General features: G+C 45.4%; 14 protein-coding genes. 6 read left to right on the forward strand and 8 right to left on the reverse strand.

What is annotated here, in order from left to right:
- The first annotated feature begins 460 nt into the window (after positions 1-460).
- Positions 461-2122: an asparagine synthase B gene (gene asnB / locus J3L11_RS17500; protein WP_207571803.1), complete on the forward strand. Its 1662-nt coding sequence runs from the start codon at positions 461-463 to the stop codon at positions 2120-2122.
- Between the two features lie 50 nt (positions 2123-2172).
- Here asnB and J3L11_RS17505 read toward each other — a convergent pair whose 3' ends face one another.
- Genes J3L11_RS17505 through J3L11_RS17515 form a run of 3 tightly spaced genes read right to left on the reverse strand, consistent with a single transcriptional unit; the run spans position 2173 to position 3467 of the window.
- Positions 2173-2394, reverse strand: coding sequence for a DUF1289 domain-containing protein (locus J3L11_RS17505; protein ID WP_229799838.1), 222 nt, complete (start codon positions 2392-2394; stop codon positions 2173-2175).
- Between the two features lie 19 nt (positions 2395-2413).
- Complete coding sequence (locus J3L11_RS17510) at positions 2414-2758, reverse strand: 5-carboxymethyl-2-hydroxymuconate Delta-isomerase (RefSeq protein WP_133039077.1); 345 nt, start codon at positions 2756-2758, stop codon at positions 2414-2416.
- 10 nt (positions 2759-2768) lie between these two features.
- Positions 2769-3467, reverse strand: a complete 699-nt coding sequence (locus J3L11_RS17515; RefSeq protein ID WP_207571810.1) for a DUF445 domain-containing protein — start codon at positions 3465-3467, stop codon at positions 2769-2771.
- A 417-nt stretch (positions 3468-3884) separates the two neighbouring features.
- On the opposite strand from J3L11_RS17515, the gene J3L11_RS17520 reads away from it, so the two are divergent.
- Genes J3L11_RS17520 through J3L11_RS17530 form a run of 3 tightly spaced genes read left to right on the forward strand, consistent with a single transcriptional unit; the run spans position 3885 to position 7763 of the window.
- The gene (locus tag J3L11_RS17520; protein ID WP_207571804.1) at positions 3885-6764 is read left to right on the forward strand and encodes a DUF748 domain-containing protein; all 2880 of its coding nucleotides are present in this window, start codon (positions 3885-3887) and stop codon (positions 6762-6764) included.
- Positions 6765-6777: 13 nt separating this feature from the next.
- Positions 6778-7245 carry an RDD family protein gene (locus J3L11_RS17525; protein WP_207571805.1) on the forward strand — a complete coding sequence of 156 codons (468 nt, stop codon included), beginning with the start codon at positions 6778-6780 and terminating at the stop codon, positions 7243-7245.
- Positions 7246-7277: 32 nt separating this feature from the next.
- On the forward strand, positions 7278-7763 hold the full coding sequence (locus J3L11_RS17530) for a hypothetical protein (protein ID WP_133039074.1): 486 nt from the start codon (positions 7278-7280) through the stop codon (positions 7761-7763).
- 192 nt (positions 7764-7955) lie between these two features.
- Here J3L11_RS17530 and J3L11_RS17535 read toward each other — a convergent pair whose 3' ends face one another.
- From J3L11_RS17535 to J3L11_RS17550, 4 genes are all read right to left on the reverse strand, one after another.
- A complete protein-coding gene (locus tag J3L11_RS17535) occupies positions 7956-8165 on the reverse strand; it encodes a cold-shock protein (protein ID WP_133039073.1) in 210 nt (69 codons plus the stop codon).
- A gap of 235 nt (positions 8166-8400) precedes the next feature.
- The gene (gene rlmA / locus J3L11_RS17540; protein ID WP_133039072.1) at positions 8401-9204 is read right to left on the reverse strand and encodes a 23S rRNA (guanine(745)-N(1))-methyltransferase; all 804 of its coding nucleotides are present in this window, start codon (positions 9202-9204) and stop codon (positions 8401-8403) included.
- A 22-nt stretch (positions 9205-9226) separates the two neighbouring features.
- Complete coding sequence (locus J3L11_RS17545) at positions 9227-10033, reverse strand: hypothetical protein (RefSeq protein WP_189616038.1); 807 nt, start codon at positions 10031-10033, stop codon at positions 9227-9229.
- A gap of 279 nt (positions 10034-10312) precedes the next feature.
- Entirely contained in the window at positions 10313-12697 is a 2385-nt protein-coding gene (locus tag J3L11_RS17550; protein ID WP_207571806.1) for a phosphatase PAP2 family protein, read from the reverse strand.
- Positions 12698-12955: 258 nt separating this feature from the next.
- On the opposite strand from J3L11_RS17550, the gene J3L11_RS17555 reads away from it, so the two are divergent.
- Together J3L11_RS17555 and J3L11_RS17560 are read left to right on the forward strand one after the other, a co-directional pair.
- On the forward strand, positions 12956-13645 hold the full coding sequence (locus J3L11_RS17555) for a YafY family protein (RefSeq protein ID WP_207571807.1): 690 nt from the start codon (positions 12956-12958) through the stop codon (positions 13643-13645).
- Positions 13646-13713: 68 nt separating this feature from the next.
- The gene (locus J3L11_RS17560) at positions 13714-14463 is read left to right on the forward strand and encodes an SDR family NAD(P)-dependent oxidoreductase (protein ID WP_207571808.1); all 750 of its coding nucleotides are present in this window, start codon (positions 13714-13716) and stop codon (positions 14461-14463) included.
- Between the two features lie 222 nt (positions 14464-14685).
- Here the strand turns inward: J3L11_RS17560 and J3L11_RS17565 are convergent, their stop codons facing one another.
- Positions 14686-14943 (reverse strand): hypothetical protein, encoded by a 258-nt coding sequence (locus J3L11_RS17565; RefSeq protein ID WP_207571809.1) that lies wholly within the window; start codon positions 14941-14943, stop codon positions 14686-14688.
- Positions 14944-15291: the final 348 nt, after the last annotated feature.

Raw genomic sequence — 15291 nt, forward strand, 5'->3', positions numbered from 1 at the left:
ATTCGCAGGTATGTCCGCCATCAAGAAAGAGTCGAAAAACAAGAGCAAGCTGAGCTTGCTCTTGTATAGAAGGCCCCCTTTTAGGGGGTAATCACAAAGCCACCTTCTTCAGAAGGTGGTTTTTTACACTGCGATTTACTTCCATTGTTATCCTATCGGTAAAATATGACCAAAGTTGCATATTCATCAGCCAGTTACGCAAGTGTTGTGCTACTCAAAATTCTTCTGCGAGGATGTTGTTTCACTAACAGAGTTCTTGCTTGCACAACTAAAAATGTAAATTAGTCAAAAATTATCACAAAATAATAATTAATATTTATTTTTAAAAGCAAATAACCTAGATCATCGCCATATAAAATGGCATTTATTAGATTTTTCGACAAAAATCACGCTTGGCTTTTATCCTGAATGATGGCACAGTGACCAGCAATGATTTGGGGACTGTGGGGAGTTGTTTTGTATGTGTTCTATTTTTGCCATTCTTGATATCCAGTCCGATGCGTCAGCGTTACGCTCGGTCGCACTGGAGATGTCTAAATTAATGCGCCATCGTGGCCCGGATTGGTCTGGAATTTTCACCTCAGATAACGCGATTCTGGCGCACGAACGCTTAGCCATTGTTGATATTGAACACGGCGCGCAGCCACTTTATAGCGAAGACAATTCACTGGTGTTGGCCGTTAATGGTGAAATCTATAACCACAAAGAGCTGAAAGCTAAATTGGGCGATAAATACCGCTATCAGACTAACTCCGACTGTGAAGTGATCCTGGCGCTATACCAGGAATATGGCTGTGAATTTCTGGACATGCTCAACGGTATCTTCGCCTTTGTGTTGTATGACCAGAAATTGAACCGCTACCTCATCGGTCGGGATCATATCGGCATTATTCCGCTGTACACCGGCCGCGATGCTGCAGGTAACTTCTACGTGGCATCAGAGATGAAAGCACTGATGCCCGTTTGCAAAACCGTTGACGTGTTTGCCCCAGGGCAATATTTACTCAGTGGTGGCGAGCCAGTGAAATATTATCAACGGGAATGGCGCGATTACGATGCGGTAAAAGACAATCCTGCTAGCAAAGAGGAATTAAAAGCAGCGCTGGAAGCCGCAGTTAAACGCCAATTAATGTCAGATGTTCCTTATGGCGTGTTGCTATCGGGTGGCTTAGATTCCTCTGTTGTTTCCGCCATCACCCAAACTTACGCCAAGCGACGCATTGAAGACAATGATGAGTCAGGCGCTTGGTGGCCACAGTTGCATTCTTTTGCCGTGGGCTTGAAAGGTGCACCAGATCTGATTGCCGCCCAAAAAGTGGCCGATGCGATTGGCACTATCCATCATGAGATCAACTTTACCTTCCAAGAAGGTCTGGATGCGATTAAAGACGTGATCTATCACCTTGAAACCTATGATGTTACTACTATCCGCGCTGCCACACCCATGTATCTGATGGCTCGAAAAATTAAAGCCATGGGGATCAAAATGGTGTTATCTGGTGAAGGTTCTGATGAGCTGTTTGGGGGCTATCTGTACTTCCACAAGGCACCTAATGCCCAGGCGTTCCACGAAGAGCTAATTCGCAAATTAGATAAGCTGCACCTATATGACTGCCTGCGCGCTAACAAGGCAATGGCAGCCTGGGGCTTGGAAGCGCGAGTTCCCTTCCTCGACAAGGAGTTTATGGACGTTGCAATGCGCCTCAATCCTGACGCTAAAATGTCGAAAAACGGCCGGATTGAAAAGCACATTCTGCGTGAAGCATTCGAGGATATGCTGCCTGCGGAAGTGGCATGGCGTCAGAAAGAACAATTCAGTGACGGTGTGGGTTATTCATGGATTGACGGTTTGAAGGCGCATGCTGCCGCCGTAGTTGACGATAAGGAACTTGCAAATGCGCATTTCCGCTTCCCTTACAATACGCCCGATACCAAAGAAGCCTATTTCTACCGCTGTTTCTTTGAAGAGAGATTTCCATTGGAATCCGCCGCCAAAACAGTTCCTGGAGGCAAATCTGTCGCCTGCTCTACCCCAGAAGCATTAGCCTGGGATGCCAGCCTGCAAGGGGTCATCGACCCTTCAGGCCGTGCGGTACGTTCGGTACATACTGCAGCCTATTGATGGCTTGCTTGCGCAAAAGCAAGGCACTTCAGCGGGAGTGCCTTTTTGTTTTAACGGTAAGACGTTGACCGTAGCCCTTGCCGTTTCTCGCAGTTTTTTAAGATCTGTTGTTTGAGCGCATCACTGGCGTCGTGCCAAGCTAGAATTTCATCTAAGGTCCGACCACAGCCTAAACACACATCTTGATGATCAAGGCAACAATTACGAACACAGGGCGAAGCCAGTGCCGTTGCCGCCACGCTTGATTTATCCACTACCGATTCACGACTCACACGCATCCTGCCTCGAATATTAACGTTCCTGTTTAAGATAGCTCGGTTGGTGCAATTCAGCCACTTCCAACGAGACACAATCTACATTGTCTACCAGCGCGGCAATGGAATGCCAGACAGCTTGCGTTAGCTGTTGTTTCTGTTCGTCAGTGCGCCCCGGCATAATACTGATGCGGATATGAATGAAGTTGCTTACATGACCGGTTCCCAGTACGTAATTGTCACAGGCATAAGCCCGAGTTTTTACGGCATTGGGATTAAACAACCCACTGTTGATTGCCCCCTGATGGGCATTGCGAACCAACGTTTGGATATCTAGCTGCTGTTGTAGCGTTGCGGCATATTCAATGACAAGATGTGGCATCTTAACTCCTTTACCCTAAGAACAAAGCATTCAACAGGCCAATAAGCCCACCGAAGACCCCACCCCAAACGACCAACCAGCCCAAATGACGACGGATCATCTGTTGCACCATCTCTTTCACGATTTGAGGTGTTAGCTCCTGCAGTCGTTGCTCCACTATCTGCAGGATCTGACCGCGCATATCCGCCACTACGCCTGGCTTTTCCAGTTCCTGCCGCAACAATTCGCTGAACTCTTCGCTGTTGGCAATCTCTTGCAGCGACAGCTGCATTTTCTCAATAAAAGGCTGCTTTAGTGGCATCAAAGCATCAGTGCCACCAAACATCGACAACATACCGCCAAATGACGATTGTGCCACGGTTGCCAGCAACGCATCGAAAGCCGGTGCTAGATCCAGTTTGCCAAGCAAAGCCTTAACATCTAGTAATGGTACATCGCCCTTATGTGACAGGAACTTATCAATATTCACCTCAGTAAAAAATTGCTCCATCATCAGATTCGCAATGGCCTGTTTGATGGCTTCAAACCGCGCCGGAATTACTCCTGAGCCATATAATCCTGGTACTTTTTCAAACAGCATATATACCGCAAGCCAATTAGTAATTGCGCCAGACAAGGCAAACACGCCTATATTCCAAATCACCTTATTACCACTGGTGCCACCTACAACAATCAACAACAATGCCAACAGATTGGTAATAACACTCATGTTCCAAATGGCCGTTTTTGTCAGTGCCTGCTTCAACGTCAACTCTCCTGAATTACTGATGTGGCTAATGTTAGCAACAGCGCGTTACGGATAAAAGTCCCCAACTATTTGATGGGCAGCTTCAATCATCGTGGCACTTTAACGGCCTTTATTTACGGTTACATACCACTATCTCAGTAAACGCAGTACAATGATCAGGTTAACATTTTTTCGTTTTTACTGTGTCGGGAAGCACTCATGATATTATCCAGGCTCAAAGGAATGGTGGCGGCGTATAGAAAGGCACCCAAGCTCTTAAAAATCGCTGGCTGGTTATCAATAATTTACCTCTGCTATGCTTTTTTACTTGGTGTCATCACGCCCGTCGTTGTTCGCGCAGTTGCCCCCGAAAAACTAACGCAGTTGTTAGGCCGTCAAGTGTCTGTACATGACTTGAAGATCAACCCTTTTTTGCTGCGAGTGCAGCTCGATAATTTAGTCATCGCAGGGAAATCCGCTCCCCCCTTACTGGAACTGACACACGCAGATGCCGAGTTTAACCTGTGGCAATCGCTGTTTAACCGCGCTTGGTGTGTTGATCATCTGCAACTGACGGGGTTAACGGGCCAGGTCATACGCACCGCCGATGCCAAAGGTAATATTAGCTTTAACTTTGATGATATTATCGCTCGTTTGCAAAGCCCGGCGACCACCCAAACGACGTCTCGGGCAGATAATGCTCCCCTGCCCGACTTCCGAATCCAGACACTGGCATTGTCCAACAGTAATTTGCAATTTTCGGATACAACAGCCAAGGCGAACCTTAGTTATCACAATATCAATTTCACTGTGCACAACTTTGGGACACGTAATACGCTGGTCAAGGACAACGTAGAAAACCAGCCAAATCAGTACCGGTTATCATTCAATGGGCAAGATCAAGGAACCCTAACAACTGATGGACAGTTGTCATTACAACCATTACAGATTAATGGTCAGTTACAACTTAACAACATCACACTGCCGCCATTTTGGGGTTATGTGCAGCCTATGCTGCAAGCACAGTTGGCTGATGGTGCCGTGTCATTAAAAACCCACTATGCCCTCGCTCAAGCACCGGACCAACCGCTGTCTTATCGCCTTGATAATACCTTTGTCACCGTTAGCAATGTGCAATTTACGGATGGAAAAACTCCCGTCGTTAAAGTTGCAACACTTCGCCTAGATGACATTGAGTTAACCAGCCAACAACAGCAAGTGAATATTGCAGATGTCACTGTTGATGGTTTATGGATGCAAAGCCGTTTTGATCAACATGGATTGGCGTTAGTGCCACTATTTATTCCTAACACCACAGAACCCGCACCGCCTGCAACAACAAGCGTTCAGCACACGTCCACGACTAAATGGCAGGTTAAGCTTGCGGCGTTCAATCTCAAGAATGCAGATATCAATGTGCACGAGCAGCAGCTAAGCGAGGGGATTGATTGGCGCGTATACCCATTGATGCTCCAAACAGGAAACATCGACAGTCAACTGACGACACCATTGAGCTATCAGATGTCGCTGGACATATCGCAGAATAATGCCACAGAGAGTGGCGGCAATTTCAGTAGCGAAGGCAGTATCGATCTATCCGCTAAGCAAGCGACTGGCAAGCTGACATTAAGCAAATTGCGGTTAAATCAATTGCAGCCGTACTTGGCGCATTATCTGAATATTGAGCTGCCTAAAGGTGAAGTCAGCAGTAGCGGCGATTTTAGTGCCGATGCGGCTGGTCATGCTAGCTATAAAGGCAATGTTGACCTCAGTGACCTAGAAATTAGAGATTTACAGCAACGTCGGCCACTGCTCAAATGGCAGCAACTTGCTATTGATTCAGTGGATTTTGATGCCGACAAGCGGCAACTGACGCTCGGTAACGTCACACTGGAAAAACCCTATGCCAAAGTCACGATTAATGAAGATCGCTCAACCAATATCGGCAAATTACTGGTCAAACAAGCGCCCGCCACGCCAGATGACACAGAGATAAAAACCACAGCAGAAATAGTCGCCGCAGCACCAACAACAGCTGAGGCTGTAACACCGAAACCACTGCAAATCACAGTTGCCAGCATCAATGTTAACAATGGCTCCGCTTATTTTGCCGATAACTCACTGACACCAAACTTTGCGACAGGCATAGAGCAGTTACATGGGAAAATCAGTAGCTTGTCTTCTGTTCCAGGAACCAAAGCCTCCGTTGATATTGCCGGTAAAATCGACCGGTATGCACCAATGTCACTTAAAGGAGAGATCAATCCATTATTGCAACAACCTTATCTTGACTTAAAGTTACTGTTTAAAAGTGTAGAACTTACCACAGTGAACCCGTATTCAGGCACTTATGCTGGCTACTACATTGATAAGGGGCAGTTGACACTGTCATTAAATTATCAACTACAAAATAACCAGCTTAAAGGCAATAACCATGTCGTTATTGACCAATTAAAACTTGGGAAACCGACTGACTCGAAATTGGCCACAAGTCTGCCAGTAACCTTAGCTATTGCTTTACTGCAGGACAGACATGGTGTGATTGATCTGGGTTTGCCGGTGTCTGGGGATCTGGATAATCCAGATTTCAGTTTTGGCGGCATTATCCTTTCCGCGTTGACCAATGTCATTACCAAAGCTGTCACCGCGCCTTTTTCATTCCTAGCCAATTTATTAGGCAGTGACGAAGAGTTAAATCTGGTGGCGTTTGATGCTGGTTCAGCAAAACTCACCAAAGCCGAACAGGATAAATTACAAAAACTCGCTAGCGCACTTAATGAACGCCCCAAACTGACATTAAGCATCGATGCATCGGTAAATCCGCAGCAAGACAGCCAAGCACTGGCTGAACGCAAACTACAAAGACAACTGCTGCAACAAAGTGGGCTCGAAAATTTACCTGCTGATTTCAGTGCCAGCCGTATACCGGCATCGGGCAAACTAACGGAAGCGCTACTGGCACTTTATCAAAAGCAATTCAATGTTGATCCAGTAAGCGAAAAAGCCAAAGCCGCAAAGGCGGCGACTGACGATAAAGGAAAAGTTGATAACGACAAACTGACAACCTTGTGGCACATCGGTCTCTATAATCAGCTGCTAAATGCAGAAACAATTACCGATGCTGATTTAGGAAATCTGGCTCAACGTCGCAGCCAGGCAGTAAAAGCCTATTTGGTAGACACCGTAGCCGTGGCGCCAGAGCGAGTTTTTTTGCTAGATAGCAAGACTAAGTTAAGCAAAACAGCGGCGCAGGCCCAGTTAAATTTAAGTACAAACTGATGTTGGAATGACTATGGCAGCAATAACCGAAAATTATCAGTATGTTGGGTTCTGGGAACGTTTCGCAGCGACCATGCTGGATGTTCTGCTGATTTTGCTGGTAACGCTGCCATTAACCTTTTGGTTATATGGCGATAAGCTTGTTAATGACCATTCGCTAATTCATGGCCCGGCAGATCTGGTGATCAACTATCTATTGCCACCGGTATTGGTATTACTGTTTTGGCGCTATCGTTCTGCAACCCCAGGGAAAATGCTGATAAAAGCCGCAATCATTGATGCTAACAGTGGCGGTAGACCTAGTATGCGTCAGTGGCTCATTCGATATCTAGCATATATTCCAGCAACACTACCTTTATGTTTGGGATTACTGTGGGTGGCATTTGATCCCAGAAAACAAGGATGGCATGACAAGCTGGCAGGCACGTTGGTAATAAAACAGAATAAATCTCGAACTAATAACAGCTTACAAGAGTCATAATCCTTATCCAGTTATCAAGGAATATACATTCTATGCGTCTATTATTGCTGCTACCTGTGGCATCCCTGATGTTGTCTGCCTGCTCTAGTACCCCAGATCCAGAGCAATTTGCTGGTAAGGTGACCGACAATTTTCAAGCAGAAATCAAAAGTGATGGTATGAAGCTGTTTACCTACAGCGTTACCGCCGTTAAAACAGACAATCGCCGACAACGGCCACAACCTAATATGGATGCCACCGAGCATCAGCGTTCACGCTCGCAACCCCAGGAGGATATGCGCCCTCAGCGCATGGGGCGTCGAGATGGGGCTGAGAATAAACAGATGACGCAGGAACTGGAAATCGGCCTACAAAAAACACTCGAATCAAACCAATATTGCCGCGATGGCTACTATGAGCTGGAGCGCTTAGTACTGCGAGATCGGGCCGAATTACGGGGTGAATGCCACGAAGGGGCTAGTGAACAGGATATTAAACGTTTTGGTTATGGAAAATATACAGATCAATCAAAGCCGTAATAATATCATTGCCGTGTGTTGTCAATCTAGTTGGCTAAAAGCTGATGTTTTTTATTTTGAAATACAGACGTGTAGTGTCTTAAAAAATACCATTGAATGCGGGAAAAAATGGTCATAAAAATACTACTTAGATATAAAAAAACGCGGCGCTAATTGCCGCGTTTTTTTCGAATTTCTTATAAAGAAATTAAATTAGCTGATAATAGTTACATTTTCAGCTTGTGGACCTTTCTGGCCCTGAGTAACGGTGAAAGAAACTTTCTGACCTTCGTCCAGAGTTTTGAAACCTTCAGAGTTGATAGCACGGAAGTGTACGAATACGTCTGGACCTGATTCCTGAGCGATGAAGCCGAAACCTTTGTCAGCGTTAAACCATTTAACAACACCAGTTACTTGAGACATAGTCTTAATCCTGTAACAAAAACAATACTAAGCCTTTACGGCGGTGGAGCTGAAAATGCCGGTATTATTTATGCTTACAGGACGAACAAGTCGTTTTGAACACATAAAAATAAGCCCAACTTTCAAGCCTCCCTGACTATAAATCATTCCATAAATAAGTCAACTTACTTCGCTGAAACAGCTTTAAAATATGCGCATTTAGGCAGATTTTAAATTTCTCAATACGACTTTTGTCTTATGCCTGTCGTTGAAACAGTTCAATGAAAAAGTCAAGCTCGCAACTTACACCTTGCTGCGTCAAATTCTGCTTCTGTTCATTGGAAAATTTCCATGCATAAGGCGTCATCTGTAAAAAACTACTGCTGAGTTCACCGGGCGGGGTCTGCAACTGCCACTGTAACCGCTCTTGATGTTGCAAAATAAACCCTTCAAGTTGCCCACTCTGTAGCGGATGCTCTCTCGGTTCAGCGTAGATAATCTGTTTAAGAGCATAATGATGCTTTGGCCCCGCGGTGACACTGAGATAGTAACCACCGGGTCGGCAAATTCTTCGTAACTCAGATTCCGCTACTGGCGCAAAAATTTTCAGCATCAGATCAAAACTGTCTGCTGCAAAGGGCATATCAAAAGCACTGGCGACACAAAACTGTAATTGCGGATAACGTTTTGCCGCGTAACGGACGGCCGTTTTAGAAATATCCATCCCCTGCAGTTTTCCATCAGTTGCCTGTTGTAACCGCTGGCTGTAGTAGCCTTCACCACAGCCGATATCAAGGATATCCGGCTTATCCAAATGAAGCGTCACCGCTAAGGTATTTATCCTATCGCTGAGTGGCTGATAAAACCCAGCTTGCAGAAATAATCTTCTGGCGGCCATCATCTGTTGATTATCGCCCGGGGTTAGCGAATTCTTTTTATTGACGGGCAACAGATTCACATATCCTTCTTTTGCCACATCAAAACAATGGTGCTGCTGACAGCACCATTGCCTTTGTTCCAATACTAATGCCTCTCGACATATTGGGCATTCATAACTCATTTATATTCTCTTTGGTGTGAGTCTAGTGTTCACTCTCATCGCCAGTAAGTGCAGCCACCATTGCCACCAGCTCCGGCGGGGCCAGTGACTCATAACACTCCAGCATCCGCAGCAAGCGCTCGTCAGCTATCTGGTTAGCACTGTAACGATAACTATGGCGGTTTAGCGCCTGATTGTAACAGTGTCCTAACCACTGTTGTTTCTGTTCTAGGTGCTCCAGCAGTTGCAACAATTCGTCAGCAGCCTCTGCGGACAATTCTAGCGCCATCCTTTGCTGATAACGTTTAAGCTGGCGGTTGGTGAGCAAAATTTCAGACAACTGCACAGCCAGCTCCACAGCACCCGCATTATAGTCAGGAACCTGTGCCAGTATATCACGCGCACGATTAAGCACCTGGGGTTGCTGTATCAAGCGCCGATCATGTTCAAGCGGCAGAATTTCAAACACGTGGGAATTTAAGCTAAAACAGATATCAACAGCACAATCGATTTCGATTGTCACGCCCTGGCGCAGGGTACTTATAGCCTTACCACTGCTGATACCCGATGCAATATATAACCTGAATCCCTGCCCCAAACTGCGAGAAATCGGTGCTGACAGCGGCAGGTTGTCAACGGAGTCCAACACATCCAACTGCAAGAAGGGTTGCTTTCGCACTAAATTGTGCATTTTTGGCGTAATTCGTTCGCACACTACCCATTCTAATAATGGATAGCTGGCGAAGTCTAACAGTACAAAATCGCTAAACTGTTGCGGCACCGTCAGCAATAGCTGCTGTCGCCCGGTCATAGTTAATTCTGTTGATAAGGTAAAATATTGGCCTAGCACGCGATAACTCCCTGTATACAACGTCCATCACCGCGGAACACACAAGTCATCATGCATTTTAATGCTAAATATTCTGGAGATCATCCAGTAACACTTGAAGGGGGTTTCAGTTTGTCGCCAATTAATGTCTTAGCACCAGTATAAAAGCAACACTGACTTAGATTATCCAGACAATGCTTTTTTAGTTTTGCCTGTCTTGTGGGAACATGCCAATATCTAGTTCTTAAAACTCATATAGTTATAGAAGTCAGCCCCATTTTCATGGGGCTGACTGATGGACTATTTTTTAGGTGTTACAGTAACGGTAGTGGAGGTATCGGTGTAAGCCACCGCCACGTCATACGAGGAACCAGACGCATCCTTGGCACTTATGTTGCCGTCAGCAAATTTGCCTTCCAGATGCTGGCTATTAAGTACCGTATAACTCGTTGCCTTAGCCAATGTTGGAACCTGTAAATTGAGTGACAAACTGTCTCCAGACAGATAAATACCTTGGGTCGCATTGAGCTGTGCATTGCGGTTGAGATCAAGCGTCAATACCCCACCATTCATCACAAAATCGGTAACCGTTAAGCCACCTGCTGAAGCATTTTCAGCCCCATCGGCTATCGACACCCTTACAGTACCGCCATTTTGATAAAGCGTGTTGCTACCGAAAGCAGAAGCTGACGCAGCGGTTAAGGTACCTTGTTCAACAACAGTACCACCGCGATAACTATTATCGCCACCAAGATAAAGTACACCACTGCCACTTTTCTCAAGGCGTCCATCGCCGGAAATGTCATTCATCCAACGGTCAACAGCATTAAAGCCGCCGCGGCTAGCATCCATGTATACCGACACATTGCTGTCAAACGCGGCGTAGCCATCTGCCGCATCAACCAAATTGAGGCGGCCCCAACCACGTGATTTGTTGATAACTGGATAATTCGAAGCAATTTCAGTGCTAGCTAAAATCTGGCGGCGCTGGTTGGCATCCAAATATGGGAAACGCGTTTTTAGAAGCACTTCTGCACCTTTTGGTACTTCGGGTGCTGTACTTTCTTCAGCCAAAGGCGTGAAGCCATAGGTCATACTTTGGCGATAACGCGCTTTCATCGCTTTTTTGTCAGCATATTGGTCGGCTAAGCTACAGGGGTTAGTCTCATCAGTTGTACAGTGGGCATAGTCATAGATGGTGTTGTAACCGGCCGTTTTGGCCTTGGACAAAAAGTATTGCTGTGCTTGTGCCACTGCCGCCTCTGCCGCGGGGGCATTGTTAGTATCGTAGAGCATAGCTGCCGCAATGGCGGTTGCCATAGTACGTCCACCAATAACATCTAATGGCGAGTGCATCCCCGCAATGATACGGTCAGTCCCCAAATCCCCCGCACGCGCCACCATTTCGGCAAAGCGCTCGGGGATGGCATAGGCGTAAATCAATCCACGGTCAAATGCTTCAGCAGTGTGTCCGCTAGGGAATGCGCCATCTTTTGCTCGACTTGAATATAACGCTGGGAGGCTATTTACCGCAGTCTTTGAGTCACCTTCGAATTCACTGTAACTGTTAGGCACACCATCATTGTCAGTGTCTTTCCCATAGTATGTTGTTCGCGCTGCGCACAACAAACCAGTAATGGGTAGCACAATAGGATTGACCGGCCGTTCGTAATATTTGTAAGCATCAACTGATTGACCATCAAGCCCAAGGCATGCGTCTTCTTCTAGCACGTCAAAGTTGGTGATGGTGCTATATATAGTGGCCGAAGGGTCATTAAAGTTAACGGTGCTGTAATCGTCGGCATTAATTCGCCATGGTCGGGGAGACTGGAAATGGTATTTAGGGGCTTCGGTAGACGCACCATAAGCAGCAACCATTTGCAATAGTGTCACGACATCACTCAGTTCCGTCGCGTTACCGTCAACTGACGTAGAACCAAAACCGGTCCTAGTTGAATTCGCTAAATGCTCATAGAGATCGCCATTGTACTTGATGTTTTCGATATCAAGTACATTGGCCACACCACTCACAGCGTCAGTCAACACGACATCGCCATTAGCATTCACGCTATAGGACGAAGTCGCATTCGCACCACTACGATAGTCTGCGGTCATCGGGCCCAGCCCAGAAGAGATGCTGAAGCCTTTATCACGTTGATCATCCAAATAGGCCGCCACTTTTTCAGCCTTGGTTGATTTTTCAACGAGTTGTTTTACATAATTAAAGTTTTCCTGCCAGACACTTTTGTTGCGGATCTGTTCATGACTAAAGTTGAAGGGTATAGCATAAGACGTGCTGTTAGTACCGCCCCCCACAACCCCAGGGTATGACTCATACCCTTCAGCAATCGCCTTGGATTCGGAAGAACCTGCCATTGCCCAGATGTCATCTCCGGCATACCAAATATCGTCAAAACCACTCAAGATTTGAATTAAAGGACTTACAGAAGGCTCAAAAGCGACAATATTGCCATTATTATTAGTAACTGGAAGATTACCATCCACCACTGCAATTGCATTGCCGGATAGAACGGGCTCAGCGACACTTTGTGGTGCCGAGCTCCCCGTTGGCATTCCCGGATTAGTGTATGTGGCGGTCTTGTCTTCGCTAGAAGAGTTACAAGCGGCAAGGGCTAAAGCAACTGCACTGATAACGAATACCTTAGCACATGATTTGGTGACCATAGTTATGAGGCCTCATAATAAAGTAGGTAGGAGGTTATTTGGGTTAAACTTGGTCGGCCAATTTACCGAGACATAATGACAAAAAAATTAAAGAAAAATGATGATATGTATATTTTATACTTAACGCTCATTCAAAAATTAGGTTAGGAAACGATAGGGATATGCAGAATGAAACTGATGTGGTGTACGATGTTTGTCCTTTCAGTCAAATCACTATGGCATCATATCAGGTGTTTTCTGTATCGATGAACTATTAGTATGAGCCGAACTAAAAGACTTCTTGAATTGCTTGAAATTTTAAGGGCTCATAGATACCCAGTCACTGCATTGACAATTTCTGAGAGATTAAGCGTCAGTGTGCGAACGGTATATCGAGATATATCAGAGCTACAACAACAAGGAGTACATATAGAAGGCGGAGCAGGTATCGGGTACATCATTAAATCTGACTACCACCTACCACCGTTAATGTTCTCGGCACACGAAATAAACGCTTTAACACTCGGCTTAAATTGGGTCTGTCAGAACACCGATCCAGATTTCAAAAAAATCGCGAAGAACACTATCGCCAAGATACATGCTGTTATTCCCGATAATCTACGTGAACACATTGAATATCAATCTCTTATAACTGGGCCTGATAACACAAGAGAAAAATTCTTCCGTGATATACGTTGTTCAATCAATACATGTAGCAAAGCCAAACTTAGATACATAGATAAGAAAAGCACCGTGTCTTCACGCACTATATGGCCTATCGCCCTAGCCTACATGGATTCATGTTGGTTACTTGTTGGATGGTGTGAAATGCGGAATGATTTTCGACACTTTAGGACTGACAGGATCATAGATTTTTCGCCAATGGATGCAAAATATGACGAAAGAAGATCCGTGCTACTGAATAGGTGGAGAAAGGCTGAAGGCATGAGTATTGGACAAGAATACTGACAAAAACTGTCACGCCCCATTTATATGCTTCTGTAAACACAAACCAGAATGTTTTTACAGGGGCCGATATGAATGTTCAAGGAAAAGTTGCATTAGTTACAGGGAGCACCACTGGAATAGGTGAAGCAATTGCAGAACGGCTACATCAACATGGTGCCAAAGTCATCATTGCGTCAAGGTCATTGCAAAAAGCCCAACAAAAAGCACGCTCATTGTCAGCTGATGGGCAAACAGCCTTAGGTATCGGGTGTGATGTTTCAAAACCTGAGCAAGTTTGCCAGTTAATACATGGATCAGTCAGTCATTTCGGAAGGCTCGATTATGCGGTTAACAATGCTGGGACTACCGGGGAACACAATAGAAACGTAACCGAACAAACGGAAGACAATTGGGAAAATGTCATAGCTAACTCATTGAGTAGTGTTTTTTACTGTATGAAATATGAGATACCGGAAATGTTAAAGTCCGGTGGTGGCGCCATTGTTAATTTGTCAGCCGTAAATGGGTTGGTGGGGATTGCCGGACTCGCACCGTACACAGCTGCAAAGCATGGCGTTATTGGCTTAACTAGGTCTGCGGCCTTAGAGTTTGCTTGTAAAGGTGTCAGGGTTAACGCAGTGGCACCAGGATATGTGAGCACTTCACGCGTTAATGAACTTCCTGAAGAAATTTTAAGGAATTTCGCCAACAGCCACCCCATGGCAAGGATGGCAAGAATGGATGAAGTAGCCGAATTTGTCATGTTCTTACTGTCAGAAAAGGCGTCATTTTGTACAGGTGGAATATACCCTATAGATGGAGGCTACCTCGCGAGATAGTCAGTAATTATCGCGACCGTCAGTTATTGACGGTCTCAAGACACCAGCAAACTAAATGCCTTAAACCGCCCCGGCCCAGTCGTTGGTGCTGCGAAGCTTTGCAATGTTCAAACAAAACCGAGAGAAGTCCTTTCAAACGATAACCACCTACTAAAGTAGGTGGTTAAAATGACCATATATCATTACGCTAGTCTTTTATTTTGGCAGCAATATGAGTCTTGTTCAGGCATCAAACATCACTAAATCAAACTCGGCAACATCCGCTAGGCGAATGTAGGTGAGTCCTTCGATTTTAGCTGTCGGTCTACCGCTTTTGAGATGATGCCCATTACTTGAACTGTAAAAAAAACCTTTTTCATCTACAAATCCCTGGGCTGCGCCATGGTTGGATGCACGCTCATAAAAAAAACCATTAAGGAAGTAACCCTGCGGGACTTTGCAACCTTTAGCCATCAAACCGTACTTGATGTTACGCTTCATAATGAATGCTCCCTTTCAATACTTTGCTCCGTTAATAGAGCTTAGTCTGATGCTAATATCATAGGAGATATTTTTTGCGGTTTTGTGAAGTTATTGAGTCTAAGTGGCGTTTTCGCAAGATATTTTACGAGAGTGAACCAATGTGTATACGGCGACCAATAACAAGATTACCAATCTGATTTTATTGAGGTTTTTAGTAGTGAAAATCGGGAATCCAGAAGCGCTGCGTATTCCGGCGAAGTTGAACGGCTATTCTGATTGAACGTGAACACCTTGCTCCCTAACGCAAGCTTACTTTAACTGTTATCTCCTAAGTGTTCACGTTCGATGTTTTCCCCTGTGTGTTTG

Origin of the sequence: Shewanella sp. 4t3-1-2LB, assembly GCF_017368415.1 — a bacterium.
GTDB lineage: Bacteria > Pseudomonadota > Gammaproteobacteria > Enterobacterales > Shewanellaceae > Shewanella > Shewanella fodinae.